At 47.6% G+C, this 18,074-nt stretch carries 17 protein-coding genes and 1 other annotated feature (1 of these 18 cut by a window edge); of the genes, 14 read left to right on the top strand and 3 right to left on the bottom strand.

The features are described from left to right. Positions 1 to 11 precede the first annotated feature (11 nt). From queA to yajC, 3 genes are all read left to right on the top strand, one after another. Positions 12 to 1,043 (top strand): tRNA preQ1(34) S-adenosylmethionine ribosyltransferase-isomerase QueA, encoded by a 1,032-nt coding sequence (gene queA / locus H525_RS0102755; protein WP_027414926.1) that lies wholly within the window; start codon positions 12 to 14, stop codon positions 1,041 to 1,043. A 67-nt stretch (positions 1,044 to 1,110) separates the two neighbouring features. Beyond that, entirely contained in the window at positions 1,111 to 2,241 is a 1,131-nt protein-coding gene (gene tgt / locus H525_RS0102760) for a tRNA guanosine(34) transglycosylase Tgt (protein WP_027414927.1), read from the top strand. 41 nt (positions 2,242 to 2,282) lie between these two features. Next, positions 2,283 to 2,588, top strand: a complete 306-nt coding sequence (gene yajC / locus H525_RS0102765; RefSeq protein WP_027414928.1) for a preprotein translocase subunit YajC — start codon at positions 2,283 to 2,285, stop codon at positions 2,586 to 2,588. 47 nt (positions 2,589 to 2,635) lie between these two features. Here yajC and H525_RS0102770 read toward each other — a convergent pair whose 3' ends face one another. After that, a complete protein-coding gene (locus tag H525_RS0102770; protein WP_245590383.1) occupies positions 2,636 to 3,013 on the bottom strand; it encodes a TIGR04086 family membrane protein in 378 nt (125 codons plus the stop codon). A 158-nt stretch (positions 3,014 to 3,171) separates the two neighbouring features. On the opposite strand from H525_RS0102770, the gene H525_RS0102775 reads away from it, so the two are divergent. Then, on the top strand, positions 3,172 to 4,398 hold the full coding sequence (locus H525_RS0102775; RefSeq protein ID WP_027414930.1) for a cation:proton antiporter: 1,227 nt from the start codon (positions 3,172 to 3,174) through the stop codon (positions 4,396 to 4,398). Positions 4,399 to 4,523: 125 nt separating this feature from the next. Further along, entirely contained in the window at positions 4,524 to 5,495 is a 972-nt protein-coding gene (gene corA, locus H525_RS0102780) for a magnesium/cobalt transporter CorA (RefSeq protein WP_027414931.1), read from the top strand. A 69-nt stretch (positions 5,496 to 5,564) separates the two neighbouring features. Here the strand turns inward: corA and spoVB are convergent, their stop codons facing one another. After that, positions 5,565 to 7,139: a stage V sporulation protein B gene (spoVB, locus tag H525_RS0102785; RefSeq protein WP_027414932.1), complete on the bottom strand. Its 1,575-nt coding sequence runs from the start codon at positions 7,137 to 7,139 to the stop codon at positions 5,565 to 5,567. 100 nt (positions 7,140 to 7,239) lie between these two features. On the opposite strand from spoVB, the gene H525_RS0102790 reads away from it, so the two are divergent. The 3 genes from H525_RS0102790 to secF all read left to right on the top strand — a co-directional run bounded on the left by H525_RS0102790 (position 7,240) and on the right by secF (position 9,791). Further along, positions 7,240 to 7,488 carry a post-transcriptional regulator gene (locus H525_RS0102790; protein ID WP_027414933.1) on the top strand — a complete coding sequence of 83 codons (249 nt, stop codon included), beginning with the start codon at positions 7,240 to 7,242 and terminating at the stop codon, positions 7,486 to 7,488. A 163-nt stretch (positions 7,489 to 7,651) separates the two neighbouring features. Beyond that, the gene (gene secD, locus H525_RS27965; protein ID WP_211236955.1) at positions 7,652 to 8,893 is read left to right on the top strand and encodes a protein translocase subunit SecD; all 1,242 of its coding nucleotides are present in this window, start codon (positions 7,652 to 7,654) and stop codon (positions 8,891 to 8,893) included. Next, entirely contained in the window at positions 8,883 to 9,791 is a 909-nt protein-coding gene (gene secF, locus H525_RS27970; protein WP_051330756.1) for a protein translocase subunit SecF, read from the top strand. Before secD ends, secF begins: the two co-directional genes overlap by 11 nt. A 28-nt stretch (positions 9,792 to 9,819) precedes the next feature. Here the strand turns inward: secF and H525_RS26890 are convergent, their stop codons facing one another. Continuing rightward, positions 9,820 to 10,035, bottom strand: a complete 216-nt coding sequence (locus H525_RS26890; protein WP_155837091.1) for a hypothetical protein — start codon at positions 10,033 to 10,035, stop codon at positions 9,820 to 9,822. A gap of 105 nt (positions 10,036 to 10,140) precedes the next feature. Between H525_RS26890 and recJ the strand changes: the two genes are divergently transcribed. The 6 genes from recJ to H525_RS0102825 all read left to right on the top strand — a co-directional run bounded on the left by recJ (position 10,141) and on the right by H525_RS0102825 (position 17,974). Then, positions 10,141 to 12,498 (top strand): single-stranded-DNA-specific exonuclease RecJ, encoded by a 2,358-nt coding sequence (gene recJ / locus H525_RS0102800; protein WP_027414934.1) that lies wholly within the window; start codon positions 10,141 to 10,143, stop codon positions 12,496 to 12,498. Further along, positions 12,488 to 13,003, top strand: coding sequence for an adenine phosphoribosyltransferase (locus H525_RS0102805; RefSeq protein ID WP_027414935.1), 516 nt, complete (start codon positions 12,488 to 12,490; stop codon positions 13,001 to 13,003). The genes recJ and H525_RS0102805 overlap by 11 nt, the downstream gene beginning before the upstream one ends. A 157-nt stretch (positions 13,004 to 13,160) precedes the next feature. Continuing rightward, a complete protein-coding gene (locus tag H525_RS0102810; protein ID WP_027414936.1) occupies positions 13,161 to 15,350 on the top strand; it encodes a RelA/SpoT family protein in 2,190 nt (729 codons plus the stop codon). A gap of 99 nt (positions 15,351 to 15,449) precedes the next feature. Further along, entirely contained in the window at positions 15,450 to 15,890 is a 441-nt protein-coding gene (gene dtd / locus H525_RS0102815; protein ID WP_027414937.1) for a D-aminoacyl-tRNA deacylase, read from the top strand. Between the two features lie 90 nt (positions 15,891 to 15,980). Continuing rightward, a complete protein-coding gene (locus H525_RS27860; RefSeq protein ID WP_169728838.1) occupies positions 15,981 to 16,154 on the top strand; it encodes a hypothetical protein in 174 nt (57 codons plus the stop codon). A 233-nt stretch (positions 16,155 to 16,387) separates the two neighbouring features. Next, entirely contained in the window at positions 16,388 to 17,974 is a 1,587-nt protein-coding gene (locus H525_RS0102825; protein WP_027414938.1) for a coproporphyrinogen III oxidase, read from the top strand. A gap of 20 nt (positions 17,975 to 17,994) precedes the next feature. After that, positions 17,995 to 18,074: a binding site (T-box leader), on the top strand; it runs 139 nt beyond the window's last position.

The following is an 18,074-nucleotide window of genomic DNA, read 5'->3' on the forward strand; positions in this document are numbered from 1 at the left end:
AGGGATTAGCCGTGGATGTAAAAGATTATGACTTTTATTTGCCTGAATCGTTAATCGCCCAGAATCCGCTGCCCAATCGTACAGAGTCACGGTTGCTGGTGCTGGATAAGGAAACCGGGCATATCGAACATAAACAATTTACCGATCTGAAACATTATTTGAAAGCCGGCGATACCCTTGTATTAAATGATACAAGGGTCATTCCTGCCCGGCTTTTTGGCGTGAAAGAAGGGACCGGAGCCCATATCGAAGTGCTGTTGTTAAAGCCGCTCGGTTCAGACCGCTGGGAAACACTGGTCAAGCCCGGTAAACGTGTTAAGGCGGGTACCCGGATTGTGTTTGGCGATGGAATGCTTGCCGCGGAATGTCTGTTTGAAACGGAGGTAGGCGGCAGGGTTCTGCAGTTTGAATACGAAGGAATTTTTAACGAATTGCTTGACCGGCTGGGAGAGATGCCTCTACCGCCATATATTAAGGAACAATTGGCAGACAGGGAGCGTTACCAGACAGTCTACGCGAAACATAGCGGGTCTGCTGCCGCACCGACAGCAGGTCTTCATTTTACGACCGAATACCTCGAACAACTGCGGGGGATGGGCGTAACCATTGCATTTGTTACGCTGCATGTCGGTCTTGGTACGTTTCGCCCGGTTTCGGTGGATACAATTGAGGACCATACAATGCACAGCGAGTTTTACCGGTTAGATGAAGAGAACGCACGGCTTATTAACGAAACTAAGAAGCGGGGCGGCCGGGTGATTGCAGTGGGGACAACCTCGTGCCGGACGATTGAAACGATCGGCAAAAAATATAACGGTATCCTCCAGGCGGATGAAGGCTGGACGAGCATCTTCATATACCCTGGTTATACATTCAGTGTGTTGGACGGCCTGCTGACAAATTTTCACCTTCCAAAGTCCACGCTGGTTATGCTGGTCAGTGCACTGGCGGGCAGAGAATCAGTTCTTCATGCGTATGAAGAGGCTGTGGAACGTAAGTATCGCTTTTTCAGTTTTGGAGATGCCATGCTTATCATTTCTTAGTCGTACGGACTTCACTCTGACTATCCATCTACAGCTTTATACATATTGTAATCAGGAGGATAACAATTTGGCGGTTCGCTATGAATTAATAAAAAAATGCAAACAGACAGGAGCCCGGGTGGGCAAACTTCATACGCCGCATGGCACAATTGATACACCGATTTTCATGCCCGTAGGCACGCTTGCCACGGTCAAAACGATGAGCCCGGAAGAACTGAAAGATATGGAAGCCCAAATTATCCTGAGCAACACATATCACCTTTTTTTGCGTCCGGGACACGAAATCGTGGAAGAAGCGGGGGGACTGCACGGTTTTATGAATTGGGACCGGGCGATTTTAACGGATAGCGGCGGATTTCAAGTGTTCAGCTTAAGTAATCTGCGCGAAATCGACGAGCAGGGCGTCGCTTTTCGTTCGCACTTAAGCGGGGAGAAGCTTTTTATCAGCCCCGAGAAGGCGATGGAAATTCAAAACGCACTCGGCGCCGATATTATTATGGCTTTTGACGAATGCGCACCGTATCCGGCAGACCCGGATTACGTTAGACCGTCGATGGAACGCACAACCCGCTGGGCTGAACGCTGCCTGAAGGCGCATGAACGCCCGCATACTCAGGCGCTCTTTGGCATTGTACAGGGAGGGGTGTACCGGGAACTGCGGGAACAGAGTGCGAGGGAGATTACTTCGCTCGATTTTCCGGGGTATGCGATTGGCGGATTAAGTGTAGGGGAACCTCACTCCCTTATGTATGAAGTGCTTGATTATACCGTGCCGCTGCTTCCTGAGAATAAACCCCGTTACCTGATGGGGGTAGGTTCGCCGGACGCACTTATTGAAGGTGCAATAAGGGGAATCGATATGTTTGACTGCGTGCTGCCGACACGTATTGCGCGCAATGGCACCTGTATGACCAGCCATGGACGGCTTGTGATTCGCAATGCAATCTATGCCCGTGATTTTACACCGCTTGATCATAATTGCGACTGTTACACTTGCCGAAACTTCACCAGGGCATACATTCGCCACTTGATTAAATGTGAAGAGATTTTCGGAATACGCTTAACTACTTACCATAATCTCTATTTTCTGCTAAAATTGATGAAGCAAGTGCGTGAAGCCATTATGGAAGATCGCTTAGGTGATTTCCGGGATGAATTTTTTGCCCGGTATGGGGTGAATGAAGCAAGAGGTTTTTGAATATAGTGATAGTAAATACAATATAGCAGGGGGCTAACGCAATGAATGCATCAATAGGACAACTTCTTCCATTACTTTTAATGTTCGTGATTTTCTACTTCCTTCTGATTCGGCCGCAGCAAAAGCGATCGAAACAAAGAAACGCCATGCTGAGCGCTTTAAAAAAAGGGGACAAGATTGTAACAATCGGCGGGCTTCATGGTACGATTGATCTAATTAATGAGGAGAACAACACGATTGTTGTTAACGCCGGAGGTCAAAAATTGACGTTCGATAAAGCCGCCGTCAACGCGGTTGCAGGAGAAAAGCCTGTTGTAAGCGAAAAGGAAAGTGAAAAGGCAAAGTAATGAAAAAAGCCTGCTTGACGGTTATCGGCAAGCGGGCTTTTACTTTTTTACTTTCTCGCTACATTAACCCCTATGATGCCACCGAATGATGAGATAATAAAGGCAAGGATAGCGTGGTACAGACGGCTGATGCCAATCTCTGTATTAAAACCGAGAAAGCTGAATAGAAGGATGAGTGTGTAAAAAGCGATTCCTGTCATCCCTCCGTAATACCAGCCCTTTTCCCCTCCTTTTTTTCCGGAGACGAAGCCTCCTACAAATAAAGCCAGCGAATTGATGCTATAAACAAAGGAAGGAAGGGAAGCTTCTTTTAGAGAAGAAAAGGCCAGGATGAGGGAAGTGACTAAGGCGCCTATGACTACAATCACCGTGGAATATAAAACTCCGGAAAGAATGGGGAGGGTGATCCGTTCCATTTTAACCATTTCTAATGCTCACCTCACTTTTTGTACAATCTATGAGCGAAAAGGGTTGTTTATTCCTCTAATGGTGGACGGAAGCGGTGGGCGCTTTGTAAATGTTTTGGAAGGGATTTTGTAGCCGGTAAAAAATCTTCGTGCAGCTCAGGGAAGGGTGCTAGATTATGGAACAGATTACATTATCAATTCATTATATTCTGTATATTCTGATTCTGATTTTTGCCACAGGGATGGTGTCCGGTAAAATTGCGAATTCGCTTAAGCTGCCCGATGTGGCCCTGTTTCTCGTATTTGGTATTATACTTGGTCCCGGGTTGAATTTGCTTTCAGAAACGAGCCGTTCCTTTACTAACCAGTTTATTCTCGTGCTCGGGGCAACTTTAATTTTATTTGACGGAGGAAGAAATATCGGTTTACGCACGCTGCGCCGGGTATGGCCAACGGTGGCATTATTGAGTGTGGTTGGCGTGTTAATCTCCGCTGTCGTGGTCGGATACACCGCTGCGTTCATTCTGCATATTCCGCTCGCCTATGCCTTTCTGCTGGCAGCGATTATTGCCTCCACGGACCCTGCTACTCTTATTCCTGTATTTAAACAGGTGAAAATCAGGCCGAAAGTACGGGAAACGGTAGAAAGTGAATCCGCTTTTAATGATGCCGTCGGGTCCATTCTTACTTTTTCGGTTTTAGCTATCGTGACAGGGGCACAACGCGTCTCGATAGCCGGGGGCATCTTGGACTTTTTGAAAGTATCCATCGGTGGAATCATTGTCGGTGCCGTGATTGGCTATGTCGTCGCCTATGTGGTTTCTCACGTGTCGCTCGGATTTTTGAAAGATTACACAACGATCGCAATGATCGTGACCGCCTTATTGTCTTATCTGATAGGGGATGAACTCCACTTAAGCGGATTTATGGCCGCGTTTGTTGCAGGCCTTATTTGGGGGAATTCGCATATATTCGGTCTCCACATGGACGATAAAAAAATGGAGATGAACCATTTCACGGATAACATCACGGTGCTTATGCGCATGTTGATTTTTGTTCTGTTAGGCAGTCAGGTGAATTTTGCTTCGATACTAAAGTATTTGGGCGGCGGGCTTCTTGTCATTGTTGTGTTCATGCTGGTGGCCCGCCCGCTGTCGGTATTTCTCTGTGCTCTGCCTGATCGCAAGGCCCGCTGGACCTTTCGTGAAATGCTCTTTATGTGCTGGGTTAGGGAAACGGGTGTGATTCCCGCTGCCCTTTCAGGTATGGTCGTGGGGATGGGCGTGCCACATGCGGATATGATCGCTTCTGTGACATTCCTTGCGATTTTGCTAACGATTCTGCTGCAGGCAAGCACGACCGCGTATGTGGCAAAAAAACTTGGCATCGATCACGTTGACTGATTTTTAACCAGAATTTTATTTGAAAGCCGCATAAATTTCCCGTATGATGAAAGGGCAGGTGAAAACTCCTGCTCTTTTTTCGGCTATAATCAAGGGTAACGGGGATATTCGGGAGGTGTGGAACGATGATTAAATCATATTTTTATAACCATTCAGAACAAACTATGCACCATGACGTGGATCTGGATCAGGTGAATGAATTTTTACGTTCTCCCGAAGATTTGCTATGGATTGATTTATACGATGTGGGAAATGAAGAATTGCAATACGTGGCAAAAATTTTCAATTTCCACCCGCTGGCGATTGAAGATTGCCTTCACGTCAGCCCGCGCGCCAAGGTTGATGATTATGAGGATTATTTTTTCTTCGTGTTTCACGCCCTTCGTTATAACGAGGAAAGCGATACGGAGATTACAACGCTTGAACTGAATGTATTTCTTGGACCGAATTATATCGTCACCATCCATCGCAAACAAATGCCGACGCTGGGGAGAATTGCGGCCACCAGTTTGCGCAGTAAATTATACATGAATAAAGGGCCGGACTTTCTGCTTTACTCGATTGTCGACGGAATCACCGATGAATACTTTCCGATTATGGATCGCATTAGCGTCCGGATTGACGAACTGGAAGACGAAATTTATGAGCACCAGGTTGAGGAGATTACGGAGGAGTTCCTGGCCTTAAAGAGAACGATTATTCTGGTCAGGCGCGTAATCATGCCGCAGAAGCGGATTTTTGCCAATATCAACGGGCGCATGTCTTTCGATATCCGGGAAGAAAATGTTCCGTTTTTTATTGACCTCGTTGACCATTTAGAGCGAATCGCGGATTCAACCGAAACGTTCCGCGACCTTGTAAACGGGGCGCTTGAAACGTATTATTCGATCGTGAGCGCGAAGACAACGGAAACGATGCGCGTGCTTACCATTATATCAACGATTATGATGCCATTGACGTTCATTACCGGTTTATTGGGGATGAATGTGCCCATTCCCGGCCAGAGGTGGATTCACAGTTTTTGGCTCATTGTGGCGTTTTTAGCAGGTCTGACTTTCTTCATGCTGCTGTATTTTAAGAAGAAACGCTGGTTGTGACCGCGCGCATGACCGCTGCCCATTGTGTGGAGCGCAGCGTGCAGCGCGGTTGATTTGCACGTACCCGGCTTACCGTTTCGGGAAATAAGGGGCGAGCGATTTGCCGATCCAGGGGATTCGCTGGACATCCTGGCGACCGAGAACTTTTAACCACACGAGTAGCGCGGAGTAAATCAGAAAGGAAAGGCATGAACCGAATATGATTGCGGTTCCCAACGCCATGCTGTTCGACCAGTACCTGGAAAGGTACAGCGCCATATAGCTGGACGGGAGTACGCTTACAAGGACTTTAATAAAATCCTGGAATTGTATAGTAAACCCGATGATTTTACTGATGCTGAAGAAATGCAGCAGCGTCACGGACAGAATGCTGATATTGACAGAGAGAACAACCCCATCTACCCCGAATTCCGGGCGCGAGGCGAGAAGGAGGATGGCGGTTGTTTTTAAGATCGCACCAATAATGGTGTTGCGCATCGCTGCATTTGCATAATTCAGCCCTTGCAGTGCGGCTTGCAGAGGTCCCTGGAAGTAGAGAAACAGGGAATACGGTGCCATCATTTTAAGAAACCGGCCTACATTGTTATCGTGATATAAAATGTTGGAAAGCGGCTCGGCGAAAACATACAACAGCGCCGCGAACGGAGCTCCTATTACGAGCGCGATGCGGATAGACTGGTAAATCCGGCGAAACACGAGCGCATGGTTTTTCTGTGCCGCTGCTTCGGCTACGGCAGGAACGAGGGAAACGGAAAGCGAATACGTAATAAACGTTGGAAAAATCAGCAGTGGAATTGCCATTCCGGCGAGTTCCCCGTAAAAGCTGGTGGCCGAACCTGCCGTAATGCCTGCAAACGCGAGGCTCTGGGCCACAACAATCGGCTCGATAAAAAATGTAATCGAACCGACGATGCGGCTCCCTGTAACCGGCAGTGAAATATCGAGCAGCCCACGCAGCGTGTCACGGTTGCCGGAAATAATTGTTGTAATATTTCTTTTCTTGAATAGGGCGGGGATGCGCTGCCTGCGAAATTGAAGAAACAGGCTCAGCATACCCATCGCTTCGCCGATTACGACGCCTGCCATCGCTCCGGCTGCCGCATATTCCACTCCTCTGGGCATCAGCCACCTCGCAAATAAGATCACGGTAAACATACGGACAATTTGCTCGACCACCTGTGAACTTGCCGGTGGTATCATATTCTGTTTGCCCTGAAAATATCCGCGCAGTACGGAGGAAACAGCGACGATCGGTACGATAGGGGCGATGGCAATCAGGGAATAGTAGGCTCTCTCGTCCGTTAAGAATATTTTGGAAATGACGGAGGCTCCTCCGATCATAAGTGTGGTAAACACCAGGCTAAGCGCGGATACAATGAGCAGAGAAATTTGTAAAATCGCACGAATTTTCTCCTTATCATTGCGGGCTTCCGCTTCCGCGACCATTTTTGAAATCGAAACATTCAAGCCGAACGTGGACAGCGAGATAATAAGAATAAGGGTTGGAACAGCCATTTGGTAGAGGCCAAGTCCTTCGGCGCCAATGATACGGGCGAGCATGATTCTATTTATAAACCCAAGTATTTTTACGATAAGGCCGGCTGAGACGAGTACAAGCGTACCTTGAATAAATGATTTACTCATCAGCTTTTGTGTCCCCTCTTTTACTCTTTTTATGTAGCATATGCATGTACTACTTCCAAACATGCCAGAAGAATACTTGAAAAAAAGGATGGTGTAAGGGATGGAAAAAGGGGCTCTACAGCAAGAGATTGATTATTTGTGCCGGATTAAAGCGAGTGAGTTTTCCATGCTCGGATATGAGGGGGCGGATGCAGAAGACATCTGGGACTGTGTATCACGGAAATATAAGGAACTGCCGCCATTACACCGTTTAACGAATGACATCCTTTCCCTGAAGCCGGACAGATGGATGAACTGGTTGACCATTCAGGCATACAAAGGGGATTTATTTGGTGAAAAAGATAAATAGAGGTAAAAGATAGTTTTGGAGCAAGGGTGAATTTTGTTGTATAATAGGGAAGTCCATTTATGAAAAAGTAGATAGTCAAACGATGTAGAGAGTAGAAGCCATGCAGCTGCGCGGTTCGGCGGTCAACTGGCTTTTAGTTATGTTAAAGGAGGAAGTACGGTACATGATTAAATGGAGTAAAATCGTTACCTTTCTTCTCGTCACAGTCATTGTCTTTGGAATAGTGGGGGCGACGGGACTAAAAGTAGCGAAAAGTACCACGCTTGGTCTTGACCTGCGGGGTGGATTTGAAATTCTATATGAAGCGTCACCGCTGGACAAGGGAGACAAGCTGACAAGCCAGACGCTGAACGCGACGGTAAGCGCCCTTGAAAAACGGATTAACGCATTTGGTGTGTCCGAGCCTGAAATCCAGGTAGAAGGCACGAACCGGATTCGTGTGCGGATTGCCGGCGCGTATAATCAGGAAAAAGCACGGAACCTGATCGGTAAACCGGCGAGGTTAACGTTCCGTAGTCCTGACGGGAAGACCGTTTTAATGGATGGTCGGGATCTTGCGCCAGACGGAGCGGGGGTGTCCTTCGACCAAAATACCCAGCAGCCGGTTGTTACATTGAAATTTAAAGACCCGGCCAAGTTTGCGGATATTACCCGGAAGTATCTAAACCAGCGGGTTGGGATTTTTCTTGACGATAAGTTGTTAGAAGCACCGACAATAAATCAGGTTATCCCGGCAGGAAATGCGCAAATTGATGGGCAGCCTTCTGTTGAGGATGCAAAAAACCTTGCCGCGATGCTGAACGCGGGTGCCCTGCCGGTACAGTTGAAAGAAATTTTCTCGACGAGCGTAGGCGCGAAGTTGGGACAGGAAGCGCTTGATGCAGGTGTAAAAGCCGGTATCATTGGAACGGTGATCGTCTTCCTGTTTATGATTTTCTTCTATCGTATGCCGGGTGTTGTCGCATGCGTTACACTTGTTGCTTACATCTATCTTCTTATGCTGCTGCAGAATCTTATGCACGCCACCCTTACCCTGCCGGGGATCGCGGCGTTTATTCTCGGGGTCGGGATGGCTGTTGACGCCAATATTATTATGTATGAGCGGATTAAGGAAGAGATGCGGAGCGGGAAGACGATTTTGTCGGCGATGCGAGCCGGATCACAGCGTTCGTTAAGCACGATTCTGGATGCGAACGTAACAAGTATCATTGGGGCTATGGTTCTTTACTACTTTGGTTCCAGTTCGATTCGCGGGTTTGCCACGACGCTGATTCTCGGTATTGTGGTCAGCTTAATTACAGCCGTTGTTGGCTCAAGGTTCATGCTGAATCTTGCCGTGCGCTCCAACGCGTTTAATAAACCGTGGTTCTTCGGTGTAAAGGAGCGTGATATCCGTGACCTCTAAATTTGATTATGTGAAACACCGGAAATACTATTTTCTTTTTTCCGGTATTCTGATCATCGCGGGAATTATCTCTCTGCTAAGTATGGGATTGAACCTTGGCGTTGATTTCAAGAGCGGTTCGCGGGTACAGGTTGCGATCGGAAAGACGTTTTCGGAAAACGAGGTCGCCCAGACCGTGACGAAAATCGGTCTTAATCCCGGTAGTGTAACAACCGCGGGCGATAAGAAAGACCTGGCTGTCATCCAGTTTCCCGAAACGATTACGAAAGATCAATACGCGAAGCTGACGAATGAAATGAAAAGTAAATACGGCAATAATGTAGACTTAACGGAAAGTACCGTGAACCCAATGGTGTCCCAGGAGTTGGCAAAGTCCGCCCTGTATTCTGTGCTGATTGCTTCCGTTGGGATTGTTATCTACATTACGATTCGTTTTGAATTTAAATTTGCTATCTCCGGGATACTGGCTCTGTTCCATGACGTGTTTCTTGTGCTGACGATGTTCAGTTTATTCCGGATTGAAGTGGATCTGCCATTTATTGCGGCCATTCTAACGATTGTCGGGTATTCGATCCATGATAATATTATCATTTTTGACCGCATCCGTGACAACTTGAAGCATACGAAACTTAAAACGACCCAGGATGTCGAGGATCTCGTAAACAAGAGTATCCGTTCAACAATCGTGCGCTCGATCAACACGGTTATCACCGTACTGATTACCGCGCTTGCCCTCTATATTTTCGGCGGCGAAAGCATTCGAAACTTTATGCTGGCCCTTCTCATCGGCCTCACATTCGGTGCCTATTCTTCTATCTTTATCGCCAGCCAAATCTGGGTGCAGTTGAAAGAAAACGAGATCAAAAAGAAGAAACTGGCCCCGTCCAAACAGGCGTAAAGAGAGTAGTAATATTAGGGTAGTGGTTTTATAGTAAATAGTAACACCAAAGGCTGTTGGCATAGTGAATGTCAACAGCCTTTTTTACCGTTAAGGAAAGTATATGTTGCTTTACAGTGTTAAAGCAACATATACTTTCCTTCCATTGGTCACCCGAGAAAAACTCGCGGGAGTGTGCCGAACGTTGCTTTTTCAATGTGGAGCGTGTGGCCGGAAGGTCGATCAGACCGACAATTGTCTCCATCTTCGAGTTACCCGGATGTTTCAGGCCAATCCCCTTCCTTTCCTGCTTGCCCCACTTTTCTACTCTCTAGTATAATAAACGAGTGTTAGAGAGAGGTGAAACCGGGTGTTACAATCAAAAACACGCTGGCAGATTGAAGACATAGATGATAGATCTGTAGAAGAACTGCAGCATCAGTTACATATTTCTCCCCTGGTTGCCCGTCTTTTGGTAGGCAGGGGACTCGATACCGCTGCGAAAGCAGAAAAATTCCTGCGCGGCGGGATTAGTGATTTCTATGACCCATTTTTACTTGATGGAATGGAGAAAGCCATTACCCGGACAAAGGAAGCGATTGAAACAGGGGAGCCGATTTTAATTTATGGGGATTATGACGCGGACGGCGTGACAAGCACCAGCATCATGGTTCACACGATGCGCCAGGCGGGGGCATCGTTTCAATACTATATTCCAAACCGTTTTACAGAGGGCTACGGGTTAAATAAAGAAGCCCTCGCACGGGCAGCGGACAAGGGGTTTTCACTCGTGATTACCGTTGATACCGGAATCAGCGCGATTCATGAAGTGGAGAAGGGGAAAGAATGGGGGCTTGATATTATTATCACCGACCACCATGAGCCCCCAAGCCAAATTCCTGATGCTTACGCCGTGATTAATCCTAAAAAACCCGGCTGTACCTATCCATTTGACATGCTGGCGGGCGCAGGTGTCGCGTTCAAATTTGCGCATGCGCTGCTCGGGGAATTTCCGCATCATCTGCTCGATATCGCCGCAATTGGAACCATTGCCGATCTGGTTCCTCTCGTTGATGAGAACCGCTTGCTTGCCAAACACGGCCTGCAGGCGATTGACCGTACGGCAAATCCCGGCATTAAAGCCTTAAAAAAAGTATGCGGCATCGACGGCAGAGCCACGGCTTATCATATCGGGTTTGGTATGGGACCGCGCATTAACGCGACAGGCAGGCTTGAGACCGCGGACCGGGCGGTGAAACTGCTTGTTACGAACAAGGAGGAAGAAGCGGAAGAGTATGCGCGGGAGCTTGATGAATTAAATACGGAGAGGCAGGCGCTTGTTCAGAAGATAGCGGCCGAAGCCGAGGAACTGGTCTTGGCCATGCCTGAGGATGAAACGAATGTACTTGTCGTTGCCAAAGAAGGCTGGAACGAAGGGGTCATCGGAATTGTCGCCTCCCGTCTTGTCGAAAAGTTCTATCGTCCCGCGATCGTGTTGAGTATTTCCGAAGACGGGACCAAGGCGAAAGGTTCAGCACGCAGTATTGCCGGTTTTAATATTTATGAAGCGTTGACCACCTGCCGTGATATTCTGCCTCACTTTGGAGGCCATACAATGGCCGCCGGGATGAGCCTTGCGCTGGAGCATGTGAATGATTTACGCTGGCGTCTAAACAATATCGCGCGGGAATGGCTGACGCCAGAAGATTATATTCCGGTCACCCGCGTGGATGCGGTCTGCACGCTGGAAGATGCGACGCTGCAAACGGTTGATGAATTGGAGCAGTTGGCCCCTTTCGGGATGGGAAATCCAAGTCCGCGCATTTTAATAGAGAAGGTGGAGCTAGGCGATATTCGAACGATCGGTCAGGAACAAACCCATTTGAAATGCCAGCTGCGGCAGGGTGAACATATTCTTGACGGCATTGGGTTTAAACTTGCAGAAGTCGTGCCAAACCTATCAAGTAGTGCAGAAGCAAATATCGTCGGTGAACTGCATGTAAATGAGTGGAATAATAATCGGCGGGCGCAGTTTACTATTAAAGATATTGCCATTCCCGGCCTGCAGGTATTTGACTGGCGGGGCGCCCGTAATAAAGAAGAACGCCTGGCTCAGCTTGATGCGGACGAAACGGTACATATCCTTGTATTTCGCAGGAAAAATCACCAGTCCTTGTTAATGTCGCGACAAAACCGGGGTGGTTTTGAAGTAATGGCAGCCCCCATTGAAGCCGATGTTTCCCATGTTCGCCGCCTCGTCCTGTACGATTTGCCGCATTCTTTACAAAACCTGCACGATTACCTCTCGCCTTATACGGGCGTGGAGCGAATTTATTGTTTGTTTGGGGAAGAACCGGGCTCGCTGTCATCTCTCCCGACGAGGGATCACTTTAAAGAAGTCTATAAAGGGATCATACGAAGCAAGAAAGTACGTACGCAGGATATCCCCTTGCTTGCCAAAGCAACCTTACTTACCCCGTCGTCCGTTTCTTTCATACTGGACGTTTTTCATGATCTTGGATTTTTGCATAAACTAGACGGTGTGTATACTCTTGTAGAAAATCCAATGAAGAAGGATTTAACCGAGTCCATTATTTACCAGGAGAAGAGGAAAGCATTGGAACTGGAAACGGAATTGCTGTATTCGCCCCCCTCTTCATTAAGTCACTTTATTAAACAGTGCTGTCACCATCCGACAGCCGAGGAGGAAATTGTCCATGGATTTTAAAGAAAAAATACGCGTTATCGAGGATTATCCGCAAGAAGGAATCCGTTTTAAAGATATTACTACTCTGCTGAAAGACGGGGCAGCTTATAAAGCGGCAATCCAGCAATTAGCGGATTTCGCCAGAGATAAACATGTGGATATGGTTGTTGGCCCGGAAGCCCGCGGCTTCGTAGTAGGGTGCCCACTTGCTCTTGAATTGAATGCCGGCTTCGTTCCGGTCCGTAAGAAAGGAAAGCTTCCATGTGAAACCATTCAGGCTTCATACAGTCTCGAATACGGAAATGATGCGCTTGCGATGCATAAAGACGCCATTCAGCCGGGACAGCGTGTATTAGTTGCTGACGACTTACTCGCAACTGGCGGCACGATCGAAACGACGATTAATCTTGTCAAACAACTGGGCGGAGAAATTGTTGGTCTCGCTTTCCTTATCGAGCTTACCTACCTTGACGGCCGGAAGCGAGTGGGAAACGAATACGATATTTTTTCCCTTGTAAAATATTAACACACATCCGGTTGGATAAGCGCAATCGAAACCAGCAGGTTCCTTAAAAAAGCTGCTGGTTTTTCTATATCTCGGGAGGCATCCTCTTTACTTTCCCAGGTAATTCAATGATAATAAAGAATAATATCCAAGGGTGTGGTAAAGGAGATTGCTTATAATGAGTACCGAAACGGCGATAGAAACCGCTGTCGATAATGTCATAGATCAAGCTGAGAAATATTTACCCGATAAAGATATCGAGTTTCTCGTCCGTGCCTACGAGTTTGCCAAGGATGCCCATGGCGGGCAGGTCCGCAAATCCGGAGAACCGTACATTATTCATCCCATTGCAGTCGCCGGGATTTTGATTAATCTCCAAATGGATGCCGTAACTGTCGCTGCCGCATTTTTGCATGACGTGGTAGAAGATACGGAAGTAACGAGCGAACAGATAGAAAAAGAATTTGGCCACGAGGTGGCTCTGCTTGTTGAAGGGGTAACGAAGCTCGGGCGTATTAAGTTTAAATCGAAGGAACAGCAGCAGGCCGAGAATCACCGTAAAATGTTTCTCGCCATGGCCAGGGATTTGCGCGTAATGATGATCAAGCTGGCTGACCGCCTCCACAACATGCGGACGCTTAAGCATTTATCGGAGGAGAAGCAGCGGCAGATTTCAGACGAGACGCTAGAAATTTTCGCGCCGCTTGCACACCGACTGGGAATCGCGTCTATTAAATGGGAAATGGAAGACACGGCTCTGCGATACATTAATCCCCAGCAATATTATCGAATCGTCAATTTAATGAAAAAGAAGCGGGAAGAGCGGGAGAAATATATCGAACAGGTGATTCAAACGCTTCTTGAAAAAATACATGAGATAAAAATTGACGGGGACATTTCAGGCAGGCCTAAGCACATTTATAGTATTTACCGGAAAATGGTCAAGCAAAATAAAGAATTCAATGAAATATACGATTTGCTGGCGGTTCGGGTCATCGTGGAGAATATCCGCGATTGTTACGCGGTACTAGGCGTCGTTCATACCCTCTGGAAACCAATGCCGGGCCGTTTTAAGGACTATATTGCCATGCCAAAGGCAAATATGTACCAGTCCCTCCATACAACGGTCATCGGCCCGAACGGTGAACCGCTAGAAGTTCAAATTCGCACGGCAGAGATGCACCGGATTGCTGAATACGGGATCGCGGCACACTGGGCGTATAAAGAAGGGAAGCCGGTTCCGGGAGAACAGAATTTTGAAACGAAGCTTTCCTGGTTCCGGGAAATTCTTGAGTGGCAGAATGAAACACGGGACGCGCATGAGTTTATGGAATCGCTTAAAATGGATTTATTTGCGGACCTTGTGTTTGTCTTTACACCGAAGGGGGACGTTATCGAACTGCCGAAGGGTTCTGTCCCCCTGGATTATGCCTACCGGATTCACTCCGAGATAGGTAATCGTACGATCGGCGCGAAAGTTAACGGAAAAATCGTTCCGCTTGACCATAAGCTCAAGACTGGAGACATTGTGGAAATTCTTACCTCTAAGCATAGCTTTGGGCCGAGCCGAGACTGGTTGAAAATTACGAAATCCTCACATGCGCGCAATAAAATCAAGCAATGGTTTAAAAAAGAAAAACGTGAAGAAAACGTTGCCAAAGGCCGCGAGTTGGTCGAAAGTGAGCTGCGCAGGAATAATTTTGAGCCTAAAGAAATGATGACGGCCGAAAACTTGCTGGAAGTCGCAGGCAAATTCAATTTCCAGGGCGAGGAGGATATGTTTGCGGCGGTCGGGTATGGCGGAATTACCGGGGCCCAGATTGCGACACGTTTATCAGATAAGCTGCGCAAAGAGCGTGAAGAGAGCCGCCCGAATGTCACGGAAATAAAAAGCGAGGTACGGCGGAAGCGGCCCGATCAGGGAGTGGTTGTGAAAGGGGTCGATAATCTGCTCGTACGGTTCTCCCGCTGCTGTAATCCGGTACCGGGTGATGATATTGTCGGCTTTATTACACGCGGGCGCGGAGTGTCTGTCCACCGGGAAAACTGTCCGAATGTTACCCGGTCGTCACCGGAAGAGAAAGAACGCCTTATTCATGTGGAATGGGAAAGTGATTTACGGCACGAGTATAACGTGGATATTGAAATCACAGGAAACGACCGCAGCGGTCTCCTGAACGAAGTGCTGGCGACGGTTGCGGATACGAAGACCAACATATCGGCGGTCTCCGGTAAAACGGATAAAAACCGTGTGGCTAAAATCAATATGACCATTACAATTCACAATGTCGACCACCTGCATAAAGTGGTGGAGCGAATTAAAAAGATTCGTGATGTGTACTCAGTACGCCGCGTGTTGAACACGTAGCCATTATTAGTGTACGTCAAATCATGCAGGTTGATGTCGGTTGGTTACTACACAGGTTTACTATTATGCAGGTTCACTTACAGATAGAGGAGTTATATCATGCGGGTAGTTGTTCAACGATCCAAACAGGCGAAGGTTATAGTAGAACGTGAAGTCGTTGGGCAAATTGATGCCGGACTCGTTCTTCTTGTCGGTATCACCCATACCGATACGGAAGAAGAAGTAGCGTATATGGCGGATAAAATTGCAAACCTTCGTATTTTTGAAGACGAAACGGGCAAAATGAACCGCTCCGTGCTGGATACAGGCGGAGCGATTCTTTCAGTTTCGCAGTTCACGCTTTACGGAGATACGAGAAGGGGGCGCAGGCCGAGTTTTATCGAAGCCGCCCGCCCCGAACATGCCGAGCCGCTGTATCAGCAGTTCAATGAAAAACTCAGAGAGGCGGGCCTGACTGTAGAAACCGGAATTTTCGGTGCCATGATGGAAGTCTCGCTCGTCAACGACGGGCCGGTTACACTTATCGTGGAGAGCAGATGAATGCGGATGTTTTGCAGTGTAAGCTGCGTCTATCTTGGAGAAGATAGTAACCAGAAATTCCAACGTCTAAGACATGGAGTGAATGGTTCTATGCGGCAAAGCCAAAAAGAAACAACAGCTAATCAAATCAATAACCGGCTCTTCAATATCGACTTTCACGAGTTTCTTGAAAACGAGGCAAAACTCTCCGATATTGAACTTGCCCAGGAAATGGGGATCACCCTGCAAGACATTCGGACGCTAAGGGAGAAGATGAGGCGTTAGCTTGTCCTAACATAAATCTAAACTGTGGTGGGCAATGGAATGGATCGTTATTCTTTTTTGAGAGGTCTTCCCTTGCAATGAAGTGAAGGCTAATTCGCTAAAAAAATTTTCTGCGGCAGTTTTCGAAACCTTCGGGGAGTAATCAAAAAAAACGAGCGTTTAAGCCCGTTCTTTACACCGGCTTTTCCTGTACTATAATTCCTTACATGCAGCAGAAGGAGGGATCAGCCCGTATGAACATAAATGTATACTGCCAGGGACACGATTATACACACGACATTGAAAATATACTTCACCTCTTTTTTGAGGAGGTAGAGGCTGAGTTTTATATGGAAACAGGTACGGATGATAAGCCGAAAGATAAAACTGGTGATAAATCCTATTTAGGTGATAAATCCTATTTAATCGTACACCTTACGGGGAAAAATCCTGTTAAGGCCAGCGTTGTTTACTGTGAAGAAGGCGGGGAAGCGATAACGACTTCCCACGAGCAGGCGACGGATGCGGTAGCCGATGAAAAAGAGTGGCGCAAGATGGCAAAGCGGACGATGAATTACGCCATACTTAAAGCGTTGGAGCAAAGCACAGGCATCATCCAGCCGTGGGGTATTCTTACCGGGATTCGCCCGACAAAGCTTCTGCACACGATGCTTCATAACGGCATAAGTCAGGAGGAAGCCCACCGTGTGCTGCTGGAAGAGCGGCTCGTTACCGGGGAAAAAGTTACCCTGCTACAGTCCATCGTAGACCGTCAGCTCCAAGTGATTCCTGACCTGCATGAACTAAACGAAAAAGAAGTCAGCATCTATATCGGAATCCCATTCTGCCCGACAAAATGCGCCTACTGTACGTTTCCCGCTTATTCTATTCAGGGGCAGCAGGGCTCTGTGGAACAATTCCTTACCGGTCTACGCTATGAAGTTAAAGAAATTGGAAACTGGTTAAGGAAATCAGGACTAGGTGTTACCACGGTTTATTTCGGCGGAGGAACGCCGACAAGTATAACGGCGGAGCAGATGGACGCGGTGTTTGAATCGATGTATGCTTATTTTCCTTATATGGAACGTGTGCGCGAGTTGACGGTGGAAGCAGGCCGCCCCGATACAATCACGCCCGACAAAATTGAGGTCATGAAAAAATGGAAAACCGACCGGATTAGCATCAATCCCCAGTCCTTTACCCAGGATACGCTTGATATTATCGGCCGCCATCATACGGTAGCCGAAACGGTGGAGAAGTACCATCTGGCAAAGGAAAAAGGGCTGGATAACATCAATATGGACCTGATTATCGGGCTGCCCGGGGAAATGCGCGGTGAGCTGTTGAATTCTCTTAAAAGTATCGGGGCGCTGCGGCCTGCTTCGCTCACGGTTCACACCCTCTCATTCAAACGCGCTTCTGCAATGACTAAAAACAGGGAGAAGTATAACGTGGCTGACCGGGAAGAAATCGGTTATATGATGGAGATGGCCCGCCAATGGACGGCTGAACACGGATATGTTCCTTATTACTTGTACCGCCAGAAAAACATCCTGGGCAACCTGGAGAACGTTGGCTACTCGTTTCCAGGCCAGGAGAGTCTCTACAACATCGTGATCATGGAAGAAAAGCAAACGATTATTGGTCTGGGGTGCGGCGCGGTGAGCAAGCTGATTCAACCTGGAACGGAAAAGCTCACCCGCTGGCCGAATCCGAAAGACCCGCGCAGCTATATTGAAGCGTACGAAAAGCTGACACAGGCTAAAATAGCGGTACTGGACGAATTATATAGCAGAGCGATGCACAGCTTGACAAAAACTGTCGAACGCGTTAACATATAAAACAATTGTGACAAAAGTATACGGATCTGATGAAGGGGAAAGTAGTCAGGATGATTGCAGTGCAGAGAGGAGAGGCCAAGGCTGTAAGCCCTCCCTGTAA

The sequence above is a fragment of the Aneurinibacillus terranovensis DSM 18919 genome (assembly GCF_000430625.1).
GTDB lineage: Bacteria > Bacillota > Bacilli > Aneurinibacillales > Aneurinibacillaceae > Aneurinibacillus_B > Aneurinibacillus_B terranovensis.